Source organism: Streptomyces sp. NPDC001843, from assembly GCF_042891955.1.
Classification (GTDB): domain Bacteria; phylum Actinomycetota; class Actinomycetes; order Streptomycetales; family Streptomycetaceae; genus Streptomyces.
Window position 1 is genome coordinate 52,815 of sequence record NZ_JBIATQ010000026.1, and the last position, 21,321, is coordinate 74,135.

Here is a 21,321-nt window from a genome sequence, read left to right on the forward strand (position 1 = left end):
GAAGGGAAATCAGTGTCATGCCGTTCGAAGTGCTGACCATTGGCCGCGTGGGAGTGGATGTCTATCCACTTCAGACCGGCGTGGGGCTGGCGGAGGTCACCTCGTTCGGCAAGTATCTCGGGGGTAGCCCGACCAATGTGGCGGTGGCCGCGTCCCGGTACGGGCACTCCTCGGCTGTGATCACAAAGACGGGCAGGGACCCGTTCGGGGACTTCGTCCGACAGGCACTGGAGAGCTACGGCGTCGACAGCCGGTTCGTCGGTACGTCGGACATCGCACCGACGCCGGTGACCTTCTGCGAGATCTTCCCACCGGATGACTTCCCGCTGTACTTCTACCGGCTCCCGAAGGCCCCCGACCTGGACATCACCGCTGGTGAGCTGGACCTGGGGGCAGTACGGGACGCGGCGGTCCTCTGGGTGACAGGTACCGGGCTCAGCGAGGAACCGAGCCGCTCGGCCACGTTGGCCGCCCTCGCTCACCGGGGCAAGGCGGGGACGACGGTCTTCGACCTGGACTGGCGGCCGATGTTCTGGGCCGACCCGAACCAGGCGCGCGGGTTCTACGCGCAGGCCCTGCGGCACACGACGGTTGCTGTGGGCAACCTTGACGAGTGCGAGGTGGCCACCGGTGAGCGTGAGCCGTATGCGGCGGCGAAGGCGCTACTGGCCGCCGGAGTGGAGCTGGCCATAGTCAAGCAGGGCCCCAAGGGGGTCCTGGCCATGGACCGGGACGGTGCTACCGCCGAGATCCCGCCGGTTCCGGTGGAGGTCGTCAACGGGCTCGGCGCCGGAGACGCCTTCGGCGGCGCGCTGTGCCACGGCCTGCTGTCGGGCTGGGACACCCGTCGCACCGTGATCTTCGCCAACGCCGCCGGCGCCATTGTCGCGAGCCGACTTTCCTGCTCCGACGCGATGCCGACCGAGGCCGAGGTCGACGCCAAGCTCGGCGAGGCGGCCGGAACATCCACCAACGACTCTCAGCAAGAGGTGTGACGACGTGCTGTCCGAGAATGTGAGCCGAATCGTGAACGCCCGGGTGGGCGACCCCGGCGCCGTCGCGGCCGCCGCTGCGCGCCGGGTGAAGGCTCCCTCCCTGCTCGGCGAGCACGGCAAGGCGATGATCATCGCCGCCGACCACCCTGCCCGCGGCGCCAACGGCGTCGGCGGGGACCCGAATGCGATGGCGGACCGGTTCGAACTGCTGGAGCGCCTGTGCATCGCGCTGGAACGGCCCGGCGTGACCGGTGTCCTGGGAACCGCGGACATCCTCGAGGACCTGCTGCTGCTCGGCGTGCTGGACGGTAAAAGCGTCTTCGGCTCCATGAACCGGGCGGGCCTGGCCGGGTCGGTGTTCGAGATCGATGACCGGTTCACCGGCTACGACGCCGCCACGATCGCCGCGATGGGCTTCGACGGCGGCAAGATGCTCACCCGCATCGCGCTGGGCGACCCCGCCACACCGGCCGCCCTGGAGAACAGTGCCCGAGCGATCGACGAGCTCAATGACCGTCAGCTCATCGCGATGGTCGAGCCGTTCCTGTCCGCCTGGCAGGACGGGAAGATCCGCAACGATCTGTCCACCGATGCCGTCGTCAAGTCCGTCACCATCGCCTCGGGGCTCGGCCGGCGTACCGCCTACACCTGGCTCAAGCTTCCGGTGGTGGAGGACATGGGACGGGTGCTGGCCTCTTCCACCCTCCCGGCGCTGCTGCTGGGCGGCGAGGTCAAGGACGCGGACGCGGCCTTCGCCTCATGGGGCAAGGCGCTCAAGCAGCCGACCGCGCAGGGGCTCGTCGTGGGCCGGTCTCTGCTCTACCCCTCGAACGGTGACGTCGCCGGTGCGGTGGACAAGGCGGTGAGCCTGCTGTGAGCAAGTACCACCTGCCGTCGGGGGCTTCTTCCGATGGCCCCTATGACCTCCTGGTCACGCCGGAGTCGGCGGGCTGGGGATACTCCGGCCTGAGGATCCTGACCCTCAGGCCTGGCGAGGCACACGCCGTGTCCACCGGCGACTCCGAGTTCCTGGTCCTGCCGCTGACGGGCTCCTGCACCGTCAGCACGGCCGGCAGCGTCTTCGAACTCACCGGTCGGACAGGCGTGTTCGCCTCGGTCACCGACTTCGCCTACCTCCCCCGCGAGTCGGAGGCTCTGATCAGCAGTGCGGCCGGCGGCCGGTTCGCACTGCCCAGCGCCCGTACCGGGCGGAGCTCACTCTCCGCCCGGTACGGGTCCAAGGAGAACGTGCCCGTGGAGCTGCGCGGTGCCGGGGCCTGCTCAAGGCAGGTGAACAACTACTGCCTGCCGGGTACCTTCGAGGCCGAGCAGCTGCTGGTCTGCGAGGTCCTCACACCCGGCGGCAACTGGTCGTCGTATCCGCCGCACAAGCACGACCAGGCCCGGCCCAGCCAGGAGTCGGAGCTGGAGGAGATCTATTACTTCGAGGTCTCCGGCGGCGAGAGCGGCTTCGGCTATCAGCGGGTGTACGGGACCAACGAGCGGCCGATCGACGTGCTGGCCGAGGTGCGTTCCGGGGACGCGGTGCTGATCCCGCACGGCTGGCACGGTCCGTCCGTCGCCGCGCCCGGCTACGACCTCTACTACCTCAACGTCATGGCCGGTCCCGGCCCAGACCGTGCCTGGCTGATCTGCGACGACCCCGCCCACGGCTGCGTGCGTTCGACCTGGGACGCCCAGGACATCGATGACCGGCTGCCGTTCGCGGCCGAGGAGAACCACTGATGAACACGATCAGACTGACCACGGCTCAGGCCCTGGTGCGTTTCCTGGCGAACCAGTACAGCGAGCGCGACGGACGGGAGCAGCGCCTCATCCCCGGGGTGTGGGGGATCTTCGGGCACGGCAACGTGGCCGGCATCGGCCAGGCGCTGCTGCAGGCGGCCACGACCGGCGAGGCCGACCTGCCCTACTACCTCGCCCGCAACGAACAGGGCATGGTCCACGCCTCGGTGGCCTACGCCAAGATGCGCGACCGACTGGCCACCTTCGCCTGCACCGCCTCCACCGGGCCGGGTTCGACGAACATGATCACCGGCGCGGCGCTGGCCACCACGAACCGGCTGCCGGTCCTGCTGCTGCCCTCTGACATGTTCGCCACCCGCGCCGCCGACCCGGTGCTGCAGCAGCTGGAGGACACCCGCGGCGGGGACGTCACCGTCAACGACGCCTTCCGCGCCGTATCGAAGTACTTCGACCGCATCTCGCGGCCCGAGCAGCTCATCCCGGCCGCCCTTGCGGCCATGCGGGTGCTGACCGACCCGGTCGAGACAGGTGCCGTCACCCTCGCGTTGCCGCAGGACGTGCAGGCCGAGGCGTACGACTGGCCGGTGTCGTTCTTCCGGCGGCGGGTGTGGCACGTGGGCCGCCCGGTGCCGGAGGCGGCCGCCGTCGAGCGGGCCGCCCGTCTGCTGCGCAATGCCCGCAAGCCGCTGATCGTGGCGGGCGGCGGTGCCGTGTACTCCGGTGCGGAGACCGTGCTGCGCGCGTTTGCCGAAGCCACCGGGATCCCGGTCGCTGATACCCACGCCGGCAAGGGCGCCGTCCCCTGGGACCACCCGTACGCGGTCGGCGGCATCGGATCGACGGGGTCGTACGCGGCGAACGAGCTGGCGCGTGAGGCTGACGTCGTCGTGGGTATCGGCACGCGGTACTCGGACTTCACCACCGCCAGCCACACCGGCTTCGGCAATCCGGACGTCACCTTCGTCAACCTCAACGTGGCCCGCCTGGACGCCGTCAAGCACTCGGCGGAGCCGTTGGTCGCCGACGCCCGGCTCGGCATCCAGGCCCTCTCCGGAGCGCTGGACGGCTGGGAGGTCGAGGAGACCTACCGCCGTCACATCCGCCGGCTGATCGCCCGGACGCGGCAGATCGAGGACGAGTGCTTTGCTCCCGAGCGGAACACCAGTGATCTGCCCGCCCAGACGCAGATCCTCGGCGCCCTGAACGAGGTCCTCGGCGACCGTGACGTGGTCATCAACGCTGCCGGCTCCATGCCCGGCGACCTGCAGCAGCTGTGGCGCGCCAGAGACCCGAAGGCTTACCACGTCGAATACGCCTATTCCTGCATGGGATATGAGGTCGCCGCCGGTGCCGGTGCCAAGATGGCCGACCCGACCCGCGAGGTCGTCGTGCTGGTCGGCGACGGCTCGTACCTGATGATGGCCCAGGAGATCGTCACCATGGTCTCCGAGGGACTGAAGGTCATCATCGTGCTTGTCCAGAACCACGGCTTCGCGTCGATCGGTTCGCTGTCCGAGTCACTCGGCAGCCAGCGCTTCGGCACCAAGTACCGCTTCCGCGACGGTGATTCGGGCCTACTGGATGGCGACGTCCTCCCGGTCGACCTCGCCGCCAACGCCTCCTCCCTCGGCGCGGACGTCCTGCACGCCACGTCGGTGGAGGAGTTCCGGGCGGCGATGGAGAAGGCCAAGGCCGCCACCCGCACGACCGTCGTCCACGTCGAGACCGACCTCTACGGCCCCAACCCGCCTGGCCACGGCTGGTGGGACGTCCCCGTCAGCCAGACCTCCGCCCTCGACACCACGCGCTCCGCTTACGAGACGTACGCCGCTCAGAAGCAGAACCAGCGCCACTACCTGTAAGTCCCGTCCCCGCAAAGGAAACCCGCACCGTGACCACCATCCAGCACTGGATCAACGGCGCTCCCGTCCAGGGCACCGCCACAGCCACCCAGCCGGTCTTCAATCCGGCCACCGGCGCCGAGCAGGCCCAGGTCGTCCTCGGCGGCGCGGCCGACGTGGACGCGGCCGTCCAGGCTGCCTCTGCCGCCTTCGAGACCTGGTCGGAATCGTCGCTCACCCAGCGCACGCAGGTGATGTTCGCCTTCCGCCAGCTGCTCCTCGAGCACGAGGAGGAGCTGGGCAGGATCATCTCCGCCGAGCACGGCAAGACCGTCGACGACGCCCGCGGCGAGATCACCCGGGGCCGCGAGGTCGTCGAGTTCGCCTGCGGCCTCGGCGACATCCTCAAGGGCTCCTTCTCCGACCAGGTCTCGCGTGGCGTGGATGTGCACAACTTCCGCCAGCCCCTCGGCGTCGTCGCCGGCATCACCCCGTTCAACTTCCCCGCGATGGTGCCGCTGTGGATGCACCCCATGGCCATCGCCACCGGCAACACCTTCATCCTGAAGCCGAGTGAGCGCGACCCGTCGGCCGCGAACTTCGTCGCCGAGCTGTACAAGAAGGCCGGACTGCCCGACGGTGTCTTCAACGTGGTGCACGGTGGCAAGGACGCGGTCGACGCGATCCTCACCCACCCCGGCATCGAGGCCGTCTCCTTCGTCGGGTCGACGCCGATCGCCAAGTACGTGCACGAACAGGCCACCGCGCACGGCAAGCGCGTCCAGGCCCTGGGCGGCGCCAAGAACCACGCCGTCGTCCTGCCCGACGCCGACCTCGAGTTCGCCGCCAACCACATCACCGCCGGCGCCTACGGCTCTGCCGGCGAGCGCTGCATGGCCGTCTCGGTCGCCGTCGCCGTCGGCGACGCCGCCGACGGACTCGTGCAGGTGCTGGAGCGCAAGGCCCGCGAGGTGAAGGTCGGCCCCGGCGACCAGCCCGGCACCGAGATGGGGCCGCTGGTCACCAAGGCCGCCCAGGAGCGCGTCGAGAGCGCGGTCGGCGTCGCCGCCACCCAGGGCGCCACCGTCGTCGTCGACGGCCGCGGTCTCAAGCTCGACGACCCCGCCTACGCCGAGGGCTTCTTCACCGGCCCCTCCCTCCTGGACCACGTCACCACCGAGATGGCAGCGTACAAGGAGGAACTCTTCGGCCCGGTGCTGGCGATCCTCCGAGTCGAGACCCTGGACGAGGCCATCGACCTCATCAACGCCAACCCCTACGGCAACGGCACCGCCCTGTTCACCGCCTCCGGCGAAGCAGCCCGCCGCTTCCAGCGCCACATCAAGGTCGGCATGATCGGCATCAACGTACCGGTGCCCGTCCCGATGTCCTACTACTCCTTCGGCGGCTGGAAGGACTCCCTCATCGGCGACTCCCCCATCCACGGCCCCGAAGGCATCCGCTTCTACACCCGCCCCAAGGTCGTCACCACTCGCTGGCCCCAGCCCAAGCAGCAGGTCAGCGCGGGCTTCAACTTCCCCACCTCCAACTGAGTTTCCGTGCCGCACTCCGAAGGACACACCATGGCAACGGCGCCACCTCCCTTCCGCACCACTGCGGGCAACCTCTGCCTGGGCTCGGCCCCCGACTCGTGGGGCGTCTGGTTCCCCGAGGACGAGCACCAGGTGCCGTACACCCGCTTCCTCGACGAACTCGCCCAGGCCGGCTACGAGTGGCTGGAGCTCGGCCCCTACGGCTACCTCCCCACCGACCCACAGCGCCTCAAGGACGAACTCGACGCCCGCGGCCTGCAGGTCTCCGGCGGCACCGTCTTCGGTGCGCTGCACCGCCCCGAGGCCTGGGACGACATGCTCGCCCACCTCCGGCAGATCGCCGGCCTGACCGCCGCCGCCGGCGCCCACCACCTCGTCTTCATCCCGCCCATGTACCGGGACGAGAAGACGGGCGCGTTCACCGAGTCGCCCGAGCTGACCGCCGAACAGTGGGCGGGCTTCGGCAGGGCCGCCGACCGGCTCGGCAAGCTGCTGCTCGACGAGTACGACGTACGCCTCGTCATCCATCCGCACGCCGACAGCCACATCCAGACCCAGCCCGAGATCGAACGGCTGCTGAACGAGTCCGACCCCCGCTACACCAACCTCTGCCTGGACACCGGCCACGTCGCCTACGGCGGCGGCGACAACCTCGACCTCATCCGCCGCTTCGGCGAACGCGTCGGCTACGTCCACATCAAGCAGATGGACCCCGCCGTCCTGGCCCAGGTCGCCGCCGAAAACCTCTCCTTCGGCGAGGCCGTCAAGCGCGGGGTGTGCGTCTCCCCGCCCGCCGGCGTGCCCAACCCCGCCGACATCGTCACCGCACTCGCCACCCTCGACGCCGAGCTGTTCGTGATCGTCGAACAAGACCTCTACCCCTGCGCACCCGAGGTGCCGCTGCCCATCGCCGTCAGCACGCGCGAGCACCTGGCCGGCTACGGCCTGACCGGCACCCGACGCCCGAGGCTGACGCTCCCTGCCGACGAGCAGCCGAGCAGAGCCCCCGAGTAACCATGCCACCGGCTCGCGCGGTGGCCGGCCCATGGGGATCCCCGGCGCAATTGACGCGCCGTGGCGGGCTTCTACGCGGTACTGACGGCTTCCGCGCGAGATTGCTAGAACGTTACAGGCTTCATGGCCACCGGACACTTGACAGCGGCTCATGGTGACTGGCGTACTGGTCAGAGTATATAGAACGTTCTAGTTCCCGGTCGTCCGGAGATGAGGAGAACCACGATGTACGCACTGGCGGTCTGTGCGGAGATGGTCTTCCGCGACCTTCCGATCGAGGAGCGGGCACGGCGTATCCACGAGGCCGGTTTCCAGGTCGAGATCTGGGACTGGACGAACCACGATCTCGATGCCCTCGCCCGCTCGTCCGCCGAGATCGTCTCGATGACGGGGTACGTGAGCGGCAGCCTCACCGAGGACGACGGCGCCGCCGAACTGCTGCGCACGGCCGAGGAGTCACTCAAGGCGGCCGAGCACCTGGGCTGCACTCGCCTGAACCTCCACGGAACCGGTCTGGACAGCCAGGGGCTGCCCGTGGTGCCGGTACCCGGGGAGCCCACCGGCGCGATGTGGATGGCCGCGCACCGCACACTCACCCGGATCGCCGAGCTCGGCGAGAACGCCGGGGTCATTTTCACCCTGGAGAATCTCAACACCGCCGTCGATCACCCCGGGGTGCCCTTCGCGAAGGCTGCCGACACCCTGGCGCTGGTTGCCGCCGTGAACCGGCCCGGTCTGCGCATGAACCTGGACCTGTACCACGCCCAGATCGGCGAGGGAAATCTGATCGAGCTGGTGCGCCGCGCCCACGGCGCGGGACTCATCGGTGAGATCCAGGTGGCGGACGTGCCGGGCCGCTGCGAACCCGGCACGGGAGAGATCAACTACCCGGCCGTCGCCCGCACCCTCGCAGACATCGGCTACGACGGCACCGTCGCCATGGAGGCATGGGCATCCAGCGACAGCGAGGCCGCTCTGGAACGCTTCCGGGCCGCCTTCACCGTCTGACAGGAGCGACCGCGGGACATCTGCCCCGCCCTCGCGTCCGCGCACCACGGCAGCCGCCACCACCGAAGCCACGACGTAGATCACGGAGTATGTGCCATGACCTCCCCCCAGTCCCTCGCGGTCGGCCTCATCGGCGCCGGACGCATGGGCTCCTTCCACGCCGAGACCCTGGCCCGCCGCCTCCCCGGGGTACGGCTGGCCGCCATTGCCGATCCCGCACCCGGGGCCGCGAAGGCTCTGGCCGATCGTCTCGGCTGCCCCAAGACGTACACGGAGATCGGTGACCTGCTCGACGACCCCGAGATCGAGGCGGTCGTGATCGTCACGCCCGCCCGTACCCACGCCGGACTCATCGAGGCCGCAGCACGCGCCGGCAAGTCGGTCTTCTGCGAGAAGCCGATGGCCGTCACCCTCGACGAAGCCGACCGCGCCATCACCGCCGCACATGAGGCGGGCGTGGTGCTCCAGGTGGGCTTCAACCGCCGCTTCGACGTCGGCTTCCGCGCCGCCCACGAGAAGATCACCGCCGGTGACATCGGTACCCCGCAGCTGCTGCGTTCCCTCACCCGGGACCCCAACCTGCACGACCCGTCGCGCATCCCGCCATGGACGATCTTCCTGGAGACGCTCATCCACGACTTCGACGTCCTGCGCTACCTCAACCCCGGCTCAGAGCCCGTCGAGGTCTTCGCCATGGCCGACGCCCTGGTCCGGCCCGACTTCAAGGACCATGGACTGCTCGACACGGCCGTGGTGACGATCCGCTTCGACAACGGCGCCATCGCCACGGCGGAGGCCAACTTCCAGGCGGTGTACGGCTATGACGTCCGCGGTGAGGTCAAGGGCTCGACCGGCATGCTCACCCTGGGTGACCTGCGCAGCAGCCACCTCACGTCCTACGGTGTGGCCGGCGCTGCCGCCCAGTGCGTCAGCTACGACCAGGATCTCTTCCACGCGGCCTACGTTGCCGAACTGGCCGAGTTCACCGACAGCGTCCGGGACAAGCGTGCTCCGTCGGTGACCGGCGAGGACGCTCGGGCCGCGCTGGGCATCGCCCTCGCCTCGATCGGTTCGATCGCCACGGGCGGTGCGGTCAGCGTGGGTGACGTCAGGGAGAGCCCGGTGACAGTGCGGCCGTAGCACCGAGCACACGACGCCGACTCGGCGGCGCCTTCTCCAGCCCGAGCGGCCGCCGCCAGGGTCGTACCTCTCACGTCACCGTGCCGTTGCCGAGCCCCCTCCTGAAGCAACGCCCACATGGAACGTTCTACAATCGGTCCCCAGCAGACGAGACCGACCAGGAGAGGACAGGATGCCTGCGACCCCGGCGGTCCCGGACGGGAAGCGGCCGACGCTCGCCGACCTGGCGACGCGGGCAGGTGTGTCCACCGCGCTGGCCTCCATCGTGATGCGCGGGGCGAAGGGGGCCAGCGCCGCCACCCGCGAGCGTGTCCTGGAGGCCGCGCGGGAGATCGGCTACCGCCCGGACGCCCGGGCGAGACTGCTGCGCAGCCACCGCTCCCACCTGCTCGGCGTGCAGTTCGGCCTCCAGCATCCCTTCCACGCCGACCTGGTGGAGGGCATCTACGCCACCGCCGAACCAGCCGGATACCAGATCGCGCTGAGCGCCGTGACCGCCGAACGGGGTGAGCAGCGTGCCGTCGAAACCCTGCTCGACGACCGCTGCGAGGCGCTGATCCTGCTAGGCCCACAGGCCCCCGCCTCACGGCTGACGGAGCTCGCCGGGCAATTGCCGGTCGTCTCTGTGGCCCGCCACCTGCGGCCACCCGTCCCCGGCCTGGAGGTCGTACGGACCGCCGACGACAAGGGCGCCCGCCAGGCGGTCGACCACCTCGTGGCGCTGGGCCACCGTGCCATCGCCCACATCGACGGCGGCAAGGCACCCGGCGCAGCCGACCGGCGACGCGGCTACCGCACCGCCATGAGCCGCCACGGTCTCACCGAGCACATCCGCGTCGTGCCCGGGGGCCTCACCGAGGCAGAGGGCGCCGAGGCCGCCCAGGTTCTCGCCGCCTCCCACCCGCGCCCCACCGCGGTCCTCGCCTTCAACGACCGCTGCGCGACCGGTGTCCTCGATGTCTTCCTCCGCAGCGGCATTCCCGTCCCCGGCGCCATCTCCGTCGTCGGCTTCGACGACAGCCATCTGGCCCGCCTGGCCCATATCGACCTCACCACCGTCGGGCAGGACATCCCCCGCCTCGCCCACCTCGCCGTGGACCGGGCCATCGCACGCCTGGACGGTCGCGACACCGGTACCGGGGAACAGGTGGTGGCTCCACACCTCGTGGTCCGGGGGACGACGGCCCCGCCCTCTACCGCACCGGCCACCTGAGCGTCGTCTGGGTCATCCTCGCACCGCACACAGTCCCGCGCGCCTCCAATACCTGAGGAATGGGGTACAACGGCGAACTCGGCGACTTTCTCCGCTCCCGTCGCCCCCTCCTCACCCCGAACACCGCCGGACTGCCACCGGGCGCGGGGCGCGCCGGGTGCCCAAGCCGTGAGGAGGTCGCGCCCCTGGCGTGTGTCACCACCCGCTACACCCGCCTGGAGCAGGGCCGCCACCCGCACCTCTCCGAAGCCGTCCCTCCGTCCCCCACGCCCTGCGTCTCGACGACGAACGCGGCTACCTCTTCGCCCTCACCCGCCCCGCGTCCCACCGCCCCGTAGCGCCGACGCACGCCCCGAGCGGAGCGGACCCGGTCCGCGGCCCGCCAGAGGCTGGAGTTCACCGCGCTTCGAGGCATTCCCGGTGACCAGGTGCGTGCTCGGCGGACGCGGCACGGAGCAAGAAGTGCCCGACACAGTCATCACTTCCTTTTGCCAGGTTTGCCGAGGCGTGACAAAACGGCCTGCCGGACATGTCCACTGTCACCTCGCAGGCACTCCACACGTCGCCTTCCGGCTGGCCCAGTCGCACCTAGGGACTTTCGTTTGGATCACCGTGCGGACCAAAGGAAGATGCCTGCGATGTAGAGCGATTGCTATCTGCGGGGGCTGATGCTGGACGGCCGGCGCAAGTCGATCCAGCCGATGGCGCAGCGGCTGCCGGACGGGAACATGCAGGCCCTGGAGCAGTTCGTCAACCAGTCGCCGTGGCAGCGGACGCCGGTGCGGCGGCGGATCGACGAGCGGCTGGTCCAGGTCGTCAAGCCCGAGGTGTGGGTCATCGACGACGTCGCGTTTCCCAAGTGCGGGCGGGCGTCGGTGGGGGGGCCCGGCAGTACTGCGGGGCACTGGGGAATCGGGCCACCTGCCAGGTCGCCGTCAGTGTGCATGCGGCCACGGATACCGCCTCCTGCCCACTGGGATGGGAATTGTTCCTACCCGAGGAACGGGCGCACGACACCCGGCGTCGCACGGCTGCGGGCGTGCCCGATGAGGTGGGGCATGTGCCCAAGCCCCGCCTGACCCTGGGGCTGCTGGAGAGGCTGGCGGGTTGGCTTCCGTCGGTGCCGGTGATTGTGGCCGACTGCGGTTACGGCCGCAGTGTCTGCTTCCGCCTGGCCCTGGAGGAACGCGGCTGGTCCTACATCGTCGCTGTCGAGCCCAAGGAGATCGCCCGCCCGGCCGGTGCCAAGCCGGAGCTGCCGCCCTACCAGGGATGGGGCCCGCCCACGTTGCCGCGCTATCGCGAGCCGGCCCGCCCCCTGCACCAACTGATCGATGCGCACACCCGCTTCGAGGACGTCACCTGACGAGAGGGCAGCAGGGCTCAGTCATCCACCGCCCTCGAGTCCGCGAACGGCATCTCCAAGATCCCCGCCAGAACGGCCGCTGCCGATGGTGTACGCCCACGGGCAACCTCGGACGCGGCGCCAGCGGAGAACTTCAGCCTGGCAGGCGGCAAGTTCTCGCTCTTGAGTTGGAGCCGCCATCGCCGCGAAGTCGCAGTCGACGGCGTTTCCAGTGCTCGCGGCGAAGTGCCAACTGCCGCATCACGGCTCGGCCGTCATCCTGATCCCACAGAATCACGGTGCCAACTATCCTCGGTATGTGACAACTAACGTCTGTGGTCACAGCAGGCTAACGCCGTACCCGGGGCATCCCCAGCCCGATCCAGGAGATGATCTCGCGCTGGATCTCGTTGTTGCCGCCGCCGAAGGTGAAGATCACCGCGGAGCGGTAGCCGCGCTCCAGCTCACCGTGCAGGACCGCGCCCGCGGAGCCCTCCTTCAGCGGGCCGACGGCGGCGAGGATCTCCATGAGCGAGGCGTAGGCGTCGCGGCGGGCCTCGGAGCCGTAGACCTTGACCGCCGAGGCGTCCTGGGGGGTGAGCGTGCCGTCCTGGACGGCGGTGACCATCTGCCAGTTCAGCAGCTTCATGGCGTCGAGGCGGGTGTGCGTCCGGGCGAGCAGGCGGCGCACCCAGGGCAGGTCGACGACGCGGCGGCCGTCGGCGAGCTTGGTCTCCATGGCCCAGCGCTGGACGTCGTGCAGGGCGCGGATCGCCATGGTGCCGTGGGCTGCGAGGGTGACGCGTTCGTGGTTGAGCTGGTTGGTGATCAGCCGCCAGCCCTGGTTCTCGGCGCCGACCCGGCGGGAGACGGGGACGCGGATGTTCTCGTAGTAGCTCGCGGTGGTGTCGTGCGAGGCGAGGGTGTTGATGACGGTGCAGGAGTAGCCGGGGTCGGAGGTCGGGACGAGCAGCATGGTGATGCCCTTGTGCGGCGGGGCGTCGGGGTCGGTGCGCACGGCGAGCCACACCCAGTCGGCGGTGTCGCCGTTGGTCGTCCAGATCTTCTGGCCGTTCACGATGTACTCTCCCCCACTCTCGGCTTCGCTCGAGCGGGAGGTGCCCCCATCGTCTCGCACGGCCCGTGTCTTCAGCGATGCCAGGTCGGTGCCCGCGTCGGGTTCGCTGTAGCCGATGGCGAAGTCGATCTCGCCGGAGAGGATGCGCGGCAGGAAGTAGGCCTTCTGTTCGTCGCTGCCGAACTGCATGATCGTCGGGCCGACCGTGTTCAGCGCCATCAGGGGCAGCGGGACGCCGGCCTGCGCGGCCTCGTCGAAGAAGATGAACTGCTCCATCGGCGTCAGACCGCGCCCGCCGTACTCCTTCGGCCAGCCCACGCCGAGCCAGCCGTCGGTGCCGAGCCGGCGGATGGTGTCCCGGTAGAAGCGCTTCTGGGCCACCGGGTCGGCATACCGCGCGTACGCATTGTCCGGCACCAGGCCGGCGAAGTAGGCGCGCAGTTCGGTGCGCAGCCGCTGCTGCTCGGGCGTGTGGTCGAGGTGCACGGCGCCTCCAGGCTCCCGGGGCGGGTCGGTCCTGTCGGCGCACACCGTAGAACGTGTTTCAGTAATTGGGAAGCGGCATCGAGCCCCGCCCGTTGTCGCCGCTGACCTCAGCGCAGCGTCGCGATGAACTCCGTGCAGGCCCGCGCGCACGCCCGGCACGCGGCCGCGCTCTCCTCGGCGCCGGGCTGCGCGTCGAAGGCGTGCGCGCACTCGAGACAGATCGTCCGGCACAGCTCCAGCTGGGCGCGGATGCCCTCCTCGTCCAGGCAGTTCTGCTCGGACAGCACACGACAGGTGGCGTCGCACACCTCGGCGCACATGATGCCCCGCCGGCGCGCCCGCTCCTGCTCCTCGCTTCCGCCGGGATCCAGGAGGCTCGCGCGCAGCGCACACGCCCGGGCGCACTCCGTACACGCCTGCGCACACGCGAAGCGGTCCTCCAGGAACCGGTACAGCTCCTGTTGGGAAATCGTCGTCGGTGTCACACCGGGCGGGTTGCCGCGACACGGACGGTCAAACCATCACCACGAATGTCCGGTTCGCGCTGTTCTGTGGGGGTATTCAGCCCGTATGAGTACCGCATCGATGCAGCTGGCCGCCGCGAGTGGCCTGATGAGCCTGTTCCTCTTCCTCGTGGCCGTCGCCGTGCTCGCGATCCTGGCCGGGGGTTTCTGGCTGACCTCCCGAGTCCGGTACAACGAGTCGCCGCGTCCGCGCCCGGAGGAGCAACCGCACCTGCCGCCGGGCGGCGCGGTGCATGAGGTCCGGGAGAACCGGCAATCGGAGGAGGTGCCCGTGGTGACCAAGGGCGAACGCCCCATCACGCCCTACGAGCTGAGAAACCAGGACACCAAGCCCAGCGAGTCGAAGGACCGGCCCCGCTGGAGCAGGGGATCGAGCGGTTCGTTCGGCGGTGGCGGTCTCGGCGCTCACTGACGGCCCAGGACGCCCTACGGCTGGTTTCCGCTGCTGGGCGCCGGGCACTCGGGCGCCGTGCTGCTGAGGAGATCGAGGCCGCGGGCGCGGCGCGTCGCCGACGAGCTGGACGCCCGCCTCCCTCTGTACGAGGGGGGCGGCCTGCTGCGCAAGGCCTTCCCCCACCACTGGTCGTTCTTCCTGGGCGAGCTCGCCCTCTACAGCTTCGTCGTCCTGCTGCTGACCGGTGTCTGGCTCACCCTGTTCTTCCACCCGTCGATGACGGAGGTCGTCTACAACGGCTCGTACCGTCCGCTGGACGGGGTGCGGATGTCGGAGGCGTACCGCTCGACGCTGCACATCAGCTTCGACGTGCGCGGCGGGCTGCTGATCCGGCAACTGCACCACTGGGCGGCGCTGGTCTTCGTCGCCGCGATCGGCACGCACCTGCTGCGGATCTTCTTCACCGGCGCCTTCCGCCGCCCCCGTGAGCTCAACTGGATGATCGGCGTGACGCTGTTCCTGCTGGCGCTCGCCGAGGGCTTCGCCGGTTACTCGCTGCCGGACGACCTGCTGTCCGGGACGGGGCTCAGGATCGCCCAGGGCGTCATGCTGTCGATCCCGGTGGTGGGGACGTACATCGCCATGTTCGCGTTCGGTGCCGAGTTCCCCGGGCACGACCTGATCCCCCGGCTGTACGCGCTGCACATCCTGCTGCTGCCCGGGGTGCTGCTCGCGCTGGTCAGTCTCCACCTGATCCTGGTGGTCTACCTCAAGCACACGCAGTGGGCGGGCCGGGGCCGTACCGAGCGCAATGTCGTGGGCAAGCCCATGGTCCCGCAGTTCTCGGCGACTTCGGGCGGCCTGTTCTTCATGGTGAGCGGCGTGCTGACGCTGCTCGCGGGACTGGCTCAGATCAACCCCGTCTGGGTGTACGGCCCCTACCGGCCTGACATCGTCTCCACGGGGTCGCAGCCCGACTGGTACGTCGGTTTCCTGGAGGGCTCGCTGCGGCTGGTGCCGCCATGGGAGACGGCGGTCGCCGGGCACACGGTGATGTGGAACGTGCTGCTGCCCGCCGTCGTGCTGCCGCTGGCCCTGTTCGCCGTGCTGTACGCGTACCCGTTCCTTGAGGCCCGGGTCACCGGGGACCACCGGGAGCACCATCTGTGCGACCGCCCGCGGGACGTGCCGGTACGCACCGGGCTCGGCGTGGCGGCGATCTGCTTCTACGGCGTACTGCTCGCGGCGGGCGGCAACGACGTGCTGGCGCACACCTTCAAGATCTCTCTGAACGCGCTCACCTGGACCTTCCGGATCGCCCTGCTGGTCCTCCCGCCGCTCGCCTTCTTCGTGACCCGTGCGGTGTGCCATGCGCTGCGCGAGGCCGACATGGAACGGCTCACTCAGGGCGAGGAGACCGGCGAGATCCGGCAGACCATCGCCGGCGGGTACGTGGAGACCAGCGTGCCGATCGACCAGGAGCAGCGGTACGTGCTGGAGGCCTACGGGGTGCCCGAGCGGGACTCCGGGACTCCGCGGGAGGGCTCGGAGGACTGAGCATCCCGGTCGGCGTACTGCAGGACCATTCCGAAGACACCCGTTGCGAGGACACCCAGGCCGATCAGGGCCAGCCACAGGCCGAAGACGACGCCGAGGGCCAGCAGGACAGCCCCGAGCGCGATGGTGATCGGCCACGGGCTGTGCGGCGGGAAGAAGGCGATCGGCCCGGCGGTCTCGATGACCTCCGCGTCCGGGCGGTCCTGCGCCCGGGCGCCGCGCCGGCGGTGCTGGACGTACAGGAAGAACGCGACGAGCGCGGCCATCAGGCAGGCCACGGCGAGGGCGGCCGTGCCGGCGGGCTCCGCGGAGCGCCAGCCGTAACCGGCGGCGGTGACGGCGAAGAACACCGCCACACCGGCGAACAGACGGGCCTCGGTCCGCATCACGCCTCCTTCGGTATCTCGGGGTGGTGCAGGTCGAACGCGGGGGACTCGGACCGGATGCGGGGCAGGGCCGTGAAGTTATGGCGCGGGGGCGGGCAGGAGGTGGCCCACTCCAGGGAGCGGCCGTAGCCCCACGGGTCGTCGCCGTCCGCGCGGCGGCCGTGGTGGGCGGTGCGCCAGACGTTGTAGAGGAACGGCAGTGTGGACAGGCCCAGCAGGAAGGCGCCGGCGGAGCTGATGGTGTTCAGCAGCGTGAAGCCGTCGGTGGGGAGGTAGTCGGCGTAGCGGCGGGGCATCCCGGCCTCGCCGAGCCAGTGCTGGACCAGGAAGGTGGCCTGGAAGCCGACGAACAGCGTCCAGAAGTGGATCTTTCCGAGGCGTTCGTCGAGCATCCGCCCGGTGAGTTTCGGCCACCAGAAGTAGAAGCCCGCGAACATCGCGAACACGACCGTGCCGAACAGCACGTAGTGCAGGTGCGCCACGATGAAGTACGAGTCGGTGAGGTGGAAGTCCAGCGGCGGCGAGGCGATCAGGACGCCGCTCATGCCGCCGAGCAGGAAGGTCACCAGGAAGCCGCAGGACCAGAGCATCGGGGTCTCGAAGGAGAGCGACCCGTGCCACATGGTGCCGATCCAGTTGAAGAACTTCACGCCCGTCGGCACCGCGATGAGGAACGACATCAGCGAGAAGAACGGCAGGAGCACGGCGCCGGTGGCGAACATGTGGTGCGCCCACACGACCGACGAGAGCATGGTGATCGCGATGGTGGCGCCGACCAGGCTGACGTAGCCGAAGACGGGCTTGCGGCTGAACACCGGGATGATCTCGGTGACGATGCCGAAGAACGGCAGCGCGACGATGTAGACCTCGGGGTGCCCGAAGAACCAGAACAGGTGCTGCCACAGCAGCGAACCCCCGCTCGCCGCCTCGTAGATGTGCGCGCCGAACTTCCGGTCCGCCTCCAGGGCGAGCAGGGCGGCGGTCAGCACCGGGAACGCGGGCAGGACGAGGATCGAGGTGAACAGCACGTTCCAGGTGAAGATCGGCATCCGGAACATGGTCATGCCGGGGGCGCGCAGGCACAGGATCGTGGTGATGAAGTTGACCGCGCCGAGCGTGGTGGATACGCCGGTCACGACCAGGCCCATGGTCCACAGGTCCCCGCCCGCACCGGGGCTGTGGACGGCGCTGTTGAGCGGGGCGTAGGCGAACCAGCCGAAGGCCGCCGCTCCCCCGGGCACCAGGAAGCCGGAGATCACCATCAGACCGCCGAAGAGGTACAGCCAGTACGACAGGGCGTTCAGCCGCGGGAAGGCCACGTCCGGGGCGCCGATCTGCAGCGGCATGATCGCGTTGGCGAACCCGGCGAACATCGGGGTGGCGAACAGCAGCATCATGACCGTGCCGTGGATCGTGAAGAGCTGGTCGTACTGGTCCTGGCTCACCAACTGCAGTCCGGGTCGGGCGAGTTCGGCCCGCATGAGCAGGGCCAGGACACCGGCGAAGAGGAAGAAGGAAAAGGCGGTCGTCAGGTACAGGTTGCCGATGACCTTGTGATCGGTCGTGGTCGACCAGCGCAGCAGCGCGCGGCCCAGCGGCGAGCGCCGCGTCGGCCGCGGCGGCACTGGATGCGTCCGGGCCGATGTGTTGTGCACCACCATGCGTCGGCGGGTACCCGGGTGTGCCACACCCATGTGGTCTCGGTCAGGCGGGGGTGCGACCGGTCATGCGGGGGCGCGGGCCCCGTCCATCCGCGTCACGTGGGCGACGTTCTCCCGGTCCTCGGCGTCCTCGCTGGGCCGCGCCGCGAACCAGGCGTCGAGGATCTCCTTCAGCATCGCCCCGGAGGTCAGGCGCAGACCGAGGGCCAGCACGTTGGCGTCGTTCCAGCGGCGGGCACCGTCCGCGGTGTACGCGTCCGTGCACAGGGCGGCCCGCACGCCGGGCACCTTGTTGGCGGCGATCGACGCGCCCGTCCCCGTCCAGCAGCACACCACCGCCTGCTCCGCCGTCCCGGCGGCCACGTCACGGGCCGCGGCCTCGGAGCAGACCGCCCACTGCGGGTCCGCGCCGGGGGCGAGGGCGCCGTACGCGCGCACCTCGTGCCCGCGTCGACGCAGCTCATCGACGAGGAGGCGGGCCACGGGTTCGTCCATGTCGGAGGAGACGGAGATCCGCATGCTCCGAGGTTAACGCGCCGATGCCCGGGTGTGGCCCGGACCGCCGGGGCGGGATGGTTGGATATCGGCGTACGGCCCGGGCAGCGAGGCGATCGCGCCCCCGGCCCATGTGACCGGCCGGTACGGTTCGGCCATGGAGGATGCCGAGATCAAGACCGCCGCGCGCCGCCTGCTGGAGAAGCTGGGCGCCGGCGGGCTGTCCCTGGACGCCGTGGCCCGCGAGGGCGGTCTGGCCGTCGCCGACGTGGAAGCCGTCTTCCCGCACCGGGACGACCTGCTCACCGCACTGGTCGTCGACGCGTACAACGAGTCCGCGTCCGCGATGGAGCAGGCCGACCGGGCCGCCAGTGACTCGGGTGCGTCGGCGGGCGCGCGGCTCCTCGCGGTCACGCGCGCGCTGCGGCAGTGGTCCTTCGCCAATCCGGCCGAGTTCACGCTGATCTACGGCTCGCCCGTGCCGGGCTACCACGCCCCGCAGGACACGGTGCCGCCCGCCTCGCGCACTCCCGCGGTACTGGCGGCGATCGTGCGTTCGGCGCTCGCGGCCGGTGAACTCAACCCGCCCCGGCGGGCGGTACCCGGTCCGCCGCTGCTGCTGCCGGCGGCCGTGGAGCTCTTCGGCGGTGTGCCCGAGGCTCCGTTCTCGGACATCGTCGAGCGCGGCATCGTGCTGTGGAGCAATCTGATCGGGCTGCTGGCGTTCCAGGTCTTCAGCCGCACCCACGACAGCGTCCGGGATCAGTCCGCGTTCTTCGACTTCGCCGTCGCCGTGGCGGCCGAGGGAATCGGGCTCGTGGTTCCCGTCGGCGAGGGCACGGACTGAACTCCGTTCTCCGAAATCCGCTCGCGGATCGACCGTACAGCCTTTTCCAAGCCGTCCGAAATGTACCCCTCCAGGCGCACTTTTGCGTACACGACCGATAGTCAGCCATATTTATGTCGCTACGCGTCGGCGTGTAACACCACGGCGTTTCCCAGGCGCTGAAGTAGGCAGAAACAGGCCACTTCCCAAGGCGGAAACTCGCCGCCTTGGGTCGACCCGGCCCACAAGACGACGCGCCAGATGGGATTTCCTGTGGACAGCACCGGCCCGGCCTCCGGGTACCCGACATACGACCAGCCTCCGGGCCCCGGCCGCCCCGCGGGCAACCAGGCCGCCACGCGGAGGACAGCAGTCACGATCTGCACGATCGCGGACATCGCGGCCGGTCTGCTGGGCCTGTGGGTCGTGCTCTACCTGCTCGACGCGAACCGGGCCAACCCGTTCGTCGGGTTCGTTCACGAAACGGCAGGCTGGCTGTCCGGATGGGCACAGGACATTTTCACAATGGACACAGAAGGTCTGCGGGTCGTCCTCAATTACGGTCTCCCGGCTGTCATCTATTTGCTGATCGGTCACGGGATCGCCGCCCGGATCGACCGGGCCTGACCGAATTCAGCGCACGACCATGGAAGGAAAAGCGCGGTGACACTCACTCCGAACACAACAGAGCACGCACCGATCTACGAGGAGCTGGTGCGTGAGCTGGGTGACGCCTTGGCGGAGGCCCAGACGGCCGCCGAGCACACGCAGCACCAGGCAGCGGAGCTGCTGGGACCGGCCGGTACCCAGCCGGGGAACAGCAAGGGCTGACGGCCGGGCCGGTCGGTGGTACGTGCTCAGACCTTGCACAACCCGATTCCCTCGAGGGCGTCGTTGATCTGCTTGCCCTGGGCTTCGGTCGTCTCGACGCCCTTGTAGGTGAAGCGCTGCGAGGCCAGCCGATCGAGGCGCTTGGCGCCGCTGTTGATCGCGCTGCACTGGTTCCGTGCGGCGTCGACGGCCTTGTCCTCGTACTTCACGGTGTCCGGGTTGGCCGCAGCGAGGGCTCGGAGCAGTTCGGCGCGCTTGGCCCCGGTCGGCTCGGGCGGAATGCCGGCGGCCGCCCGGGCGTCGTGCCTCTGCTGGTGGGTGAGGTCTTGGCCGGTGGCCGTGGCCTTGGCGGACGCCTCGGGCTTCGCGTCGTCCCGGCCGCCGCTGTCGTTGCTGGAGCAGGCGGCGAGCGCGAGCGCGGTGACGGCCAGGATCGCCGCGATGGGCCTGAGTCGCATGTTTCCCCCTGAAACGAAAATACTGAGGGAGCATCATGCCCTACACGGTGCGGTCGCCCGACCGGGCGGCCGCGGACGAGCGGTCAGCGCGCCACGCGGTAGCGGAGGTAGACGACCCTCGAGGTGAAGGTGCGGGTCTCGACGAGTTCCCGCTCCACCTGGCGCTCGTGCCGGGGGAAGAACGGAATGCCACCGCCGACCAGCACCGGGTGGACCCTGGCCCGGTACGCGTCGATCAGATCCGACGCGGCCGCCTCGGCGGCGAGAGTCGTGCCGCCGATCGCGATGTCGCCCTCCCCCGGCTCGGCCCGCAACCGCTCGATCTCCTCCGCCAGACCTCCGGAGGCCAGGCGGGCACGGCGAACCCCAGCATCGGGGCGTCGAGCGAGGGATCCTGGTCGGCGCTCTCCCAGTACAGCATCGCCTCGTACAGCCGACGCCCCAGCAGGTGGACGCCGGCCCTTCGCCTGATGACTTTTCGTTGACATTGCACTACCGACCGTAAAACCCGCTCGGTCGCAGGTGACCTTCGCTGCCGCAAGGTCGATACTTCCGGTAGAGGGACAAGCGGCCATCTCCAGCAGGTGACCGCCGACCCCTGACGACCTGTCATCGACGTCAGCATCGAGTCAGCCACAGACCCGCCGCGACCGACCTCCGACCACACTGGACCGCCAAGATCCAAAACTGCCCTTCATGCCGGTGACCTGCGTATAAGCGGGCCCTGAGCCCAAGTGCTACGTTCACGA

The 21,321-nt window shown here is 69.7% G+C and carries 20 protein-coding genes and 2 pseudogenes; 15 read left to right on the forward strand and 7 right to left on the reverse strand.

The window, feature by feature from the left end; genetic code table 11:
• Positions 1–17 precede the first annotated feature (17 nt).
• The 10 genes and pseudogenes from iolC (at position 18) to ACFYZQ_RS38695 (ending at position 11,897) form a co-directional block, all read left to right on the forward strand.
• Positions 18–995 (forward strand): 5-dehydro-2-deoxygluconokinase, encoded by a 978-nt coding sequence (gene iolC / locus ACFYZQ_RS38650; RefSeq protein WP_359438488.1) that lies wholly within the window; start codon positions 18–20, stop codon positions 993–995.
• Between the two features lie 4 nt (positions 996–999).
• Positions 1,000–1,872 (forward strand): aldolase, encoded by an 873-nt coding sequence (locus ACFYZQ_RS38655; RefSeq protein WP_109005519.1) that lies wholly within the window; start codon positions 1,000–1,002, stop codon positions 1,870–1,872.
• Positions 1,869–2,741 (forward strand): 5-deoxy-glucuronate isomerase, encoded by an 873-nt coding sequence (gene iolB, locus ACFYZQ_RS38660; protein WP_387861767.1) that lies wholly within the window; start codon positions 1,869–1,871, stop codon positions 2,739–2,741. Before ACFYZQ_RS38655 ends, iolB begins: the two co-directional genes overlap by 4 nt.
• Positions 2,741–4,624, forward strand: a complete 1,884-nt coding sequence (gene iolD, locus ACFYZQ_RS38665) for a 3D-(3,5/4)-trihydroxycyclohexane-1,2-dione acylhydrolase (decyclizing) (protein WP_109005520.1) — start codon at positions 2,741–2,743, stop codon at positions 4,622–4,624. Before iolB ends, iolD begins: the two co-directional genes overlap by 1 nt.
• Before the next feature lie 29 nt (positions 4,625–4,653).
• Positions 4,654–6,156 carry a CoA-acylating methylmalonate-semialdehyde dehydrogenase gene (locus tag ACFYZQ_RS38670; protein WP_055705503.1) on the forward strand — a complete coding sequence of 501 codons (1,503 nt, stop codon included), beginning with the start codon at positions 4,654–4,656 and terminating at the stop codon, positions 6,154–6,156.
• Between the two features lie 30 nt (positions 6,157–6,186).
• Positions 6,187–7,170, forward strand: coding sequence for a TIM barrel protein (locus ACFYZQ_RS38675; RefSeq protein WP_389158624.1), 984 nt, complete (start codon positions 6,187–6,189; stop codon positions 7,168–7,170).
• Positions 7,171–7,395: 225 nt separating this feature from the next.
• Positions 7,396–8,178: a TIM barrel protein gene (locus tag ACFYZQ_RS38680; RefSeq protein WP_351476447.1), complete on the forward strand. Its 783-nt coding sequence runs from the start codon at positions 7,396–7,398 to the stop codon at positions 8,176–8,178.
• A 96-nt stretch (positions 8,179–8,274) separates the two neighbouring features.
• Positions 8,275–9,318 carry a Gfo/Idh/MocA family oxidoreductase gene (locus ACFYZQ_RS38685; RefSeq protein WP_389158628.1) on the forward strand — a complete coding sequence of 348 codons (1,044 nt, stop codon included), beginning with the start codon at positions 8,275–8,277 and terminating at the stop codon, positions 9,316–9,318.
• A gap of 172 nt (positions 9,319–9,490) precedes the next feature.
• A complete protein-coding gene (locus ACFYZQ_RS38690) occupies positions 9,491–10,531 on the forward strand; it encodes a LacI family DNA-binding transcriptional regulator (protein ID WP_217236390.1) in 1,041 nt (346 codons plus the stop codon).
• A 701-nt stretch (positions 10,532–11,232) separates the two neighbouring features.
• A pseudogene (locus tag ACFYZQ_RS38695) lies at positions 11,233–11,897 on the forward strand (transposase).
• A gap of 328 nt (positions 11,898–12,225) precedes the next feature.
• Here the strand turns inward: ACFYZQ_RS38695 and ACFYZQ_RS38700 are convergent.
• Both ACFYZQ_RS38700 and ACFYZQ_RS38705 read right to left on the reverse strand, forming a co-directional pair.
• Positions 12,226–13,440 carry an acyl-CoA dehydrogenase family protein gene (locus ACFYZQ_RS38700; RefSeq protein WP_389158631.1) on the reverse strand — a complete coding sequence of 405 codons (1,215 nt, stop codon included), beginning with the start codon at positions 13,438–13,440 and terminating at the stop codon, positions 12,226–12,228.
• 107 nt (positions 13,441–13,547) lie between these two features.
• Positions 13,548–13,925 carry a four-helix bundle copper-binding protein gene (locus ACFYZQ_RS38705; protein WP_389158634.1) on the reverse strand — a complete coding sequence of 126 codons (378 nt, stop codon included), beginning with the start codon at positions 13,923–13,925 and terminating at the stop codon, positions 13,548–13,550.
• Between the two features lie 85 nt (positions 13,926–14,010).
• Between ACFYZQ_RS38705 and ACFYZQ_RS38710 the strand changes: the two genes are divergently transcribed.
• Both ACFYZQ_RS38710 and ACFYZQ_RS38715 read left to right on the forward strand, forming a co-directional pair.
• Positions 14,011–14,376 carry a DUF6479 family protein gene (locus ACFYZQ_RS38710; protein ID WP_389158637.1) on the forward strand — a complete coding sequence of 122 codons (366 nt, stop codon included), beginning with the start codon at positions 14,011–14,013 and terminating at the stop codon, positions 14,374–14,376.
• A 57-nt stretch (positions 14,377–14,433) separates the two neighbouring features.
• Positions 14,434–15,915 carry a cytochrome bc complex cytochrome b subunit gene (locus ACFYZQ_RS38715; protein ID WP_389158640.1) on the forward strand — a complete coding sequence of 494 codons (1,482 nt, stop codon included), beginning with the start codon at positions 14,434–14,436 and terminating at the stop codon, positions 15,913–15,915.
• Here ACFYZQ_RS38715 and ACFYZQ_RS38720 read toward each other — a convergent pair.
• From ACFYZQ_RS38720 to ACFYZQ_RS38730, 3 genes are all read right to left on the reverse strand, one after another.
• The gene (locus tag ACFYZQ_RS38720; protein ID WP_389158643.1) at positions 15,861–16,301 is read right to left on the reverse strand and encodes a cytochrome c oxidase subunit 4; all 441 of its coding nucleotides are present in this window, start codon (positions 16,299–16,301) and stop codon (positions 15,861–15,863) included. The genes ACFYZQ_RS38715 and ACFYZQ_RS38720 overlap by 55 nt on opposite strands.
• The gene (gene ctaD / locus ACFYZQ_RS38725; RefSeq protein ID WP_389158646.1) at positions 16,301–17,962 is read right to left on the reverse strand and encodes a cytochrome c oxidase subunit I; all 1,662 of its coding nucleotides are present in this window, start codon (positions 17,960–17,962) and stop codon (positions 16,301–16,303) included. The genes ACFYZQ_RS38720 and ctaD overlap by 1 nt, the downstream gene beginning before the upstream one ends.
• A gap of 63 nt (positions 17,963–18,025) precedes the next feature.
• On the reverse strand, positions 18,026–18,481 hold the full coding sequence (locus ACFYZQ_RS38730; protein WP_389158649.1) for an RpiB/LacA/LacB family sugar-phosphate isomerase: 456 nt from the start codon (positions 18,479–18,481) through the stop codon (positions 18,026–18,028).
• Positions 18,482–18,614: 133 nt separating this feature from the next.
• Between ACFYZQ_RS38730 and ACFYZQ_RS38735 the strand changes: the two genes are divergently transcribed.
• The 3 genes from ACFYZQ_RS38735 (at position 18,615) to ACFYZQ_RS38745 (ending at position 20,114) form a co-directional block, all read left to right on the forward strand.
• Complete coding sequence (locus tag ACFYZQ_RS38735; RefSeq protein ID WP_389158652.1) at positions 18,615–19,304, forward strand: TetR/AcrR family transcriptional regulator; 690 nt, start codon at positions 18,615–18,617, stop codon at positions 19,302–19,304.
• A gap of 252 nt (positions 19,305–19,556) precedes the next feature.
• A complete protein-coding gene (locus ACFYZQ_RS38740) occupies positions 19,557–19,910 on the forward strand; it encodes a hypothetical protein (protein ID WP_389158655.1) in 354 nt (117 codons plus the stop codon).
• A gap of 36 nt (positions 19,911–19,946) precedes the next feature.
• Positions 19,947–20,114, forward strand: coding sequence for a hypothetical protein (locus ACFYZQ_RS38745; RefSeq protein WP_389158658.1), 168 nt, complete (start codon positions 19,947–19,949; stop codon positions 20,112–20,114).
• A 26-nt stretch (positions 20,115–20,140) separates the two neighbouring features.
• On the opposite strand, the gene ACFYZQ_RS38750 is transcribed toward ACFYZQ_RS38745, so the two are convergent.
• Positions 20,141–20,572: a hypothetical protein gene (locus ACFYZQ_RS38750; protein ID WP_389158660.1), complete on the reverse strand. Its 432-nt coding sequence runs from the start codon at positions 20,570–20,572 to the stop codon at positions 20,141–20,143.
• A gap of 83 nt (positions 20,573–20,655) precedes the next feature.
• Positions 20,656–21,038 (reverse strand): annotated as a pseudogene (locus ACFYZQ_RS38755) (dihydrofolate reductase family protein); the annotation flags it as partial.
• Between the last annotated feature and the right edge of the window lie 283 nt (positions 21,039–21,321).

Bases quoted from the DNA above. Each gene is read 5' to 3' on its own strand.
- iolC (WP_359438488.1), top strand. From the start codon at position 18: ATGCCGTTCGAAGTGCTGACCATTGGCCGCGTGGGAGTGGATGTCTAT.
- iolD (WP_109005520.1), top strand. From the start codon at position 2,741: ATGAACACGATCAGACTGACCACGGCTCAGGCCCTGGTGCGTTTCCTG.
- ACFYZQ_RS38675 (WP_389158624.1), top strand. From the start codon at position 6,187: ATGGCAACGGCGCCACCTCCCTTCCGCACCACTGCGGGCAACCTCTGC.
- ACFYZQ_RS38680 (WP_351476447.1), top strand. From the start codon at position 7,396: ATGTACGCACTGGCGGTCTGTGCGGAGATGGTCTTCCGCGACCTTCCG.
- ACFYZQ_RS38685 (WP_389158628.1), top strand. From the start codon at position 8,275: ATGACCTCCCCCCAGTCCCTCGCGGTCGGCCTCATCGGCGCCGGACGC.
- ACFYZQ_RS38690 (WP_217236390.1), top strand. From the start codon at position 9,491: ATGCCTGCGACCCCGGCGGTCCCGGACGGGAAGCGGCCGACGCTCGCC.
- ACFYZQ_RS38710 (WP_389158637.1), top strand. From the start codon at position 14,011: ATGAGTACCGCATCGATGCAGCTGGCCGCCGCGAGTGGCCTGATGAGC.
- ACFYZQ_RS38720 (WP_389158643.1), bottom strand. From the start codon at position 16,301: ATGCGGACCGAGGCCCGTCTGTTCGCCGGTGTGGCGGTGTTCTTCGCC.
- ctaD (WP_389158646.1), bottom strand. From the start codon at position 17,962: ATGGTGGTGCACAACACATCGGCCCGGACGCATCCAGTGCCGCCGCGG.
- ACFYZQ_RS38730 (WP_389158649.1), bottom strand. From the start codon at position 18,481: ATGCGGATCTCCGTCTCCTCCGACATGGACGAACCCGTGGCCCGCCTC.
- ACFYZQ_RS38735 (WP_389158652.1), top strand. From the start codon at position 18,615: ATGGAGGATGCCGAGATCAAGACCGCCGCGCGCCGCCTGCTGGAGAAG.
- ACFYZQ_RS38750 (WP_389158660.1), bottom strand. From the start codon at position 20,572: ATGCGACTCAGGCCCATCGCGGCGATCCTGGCCGTCACCGCGCTCGCG.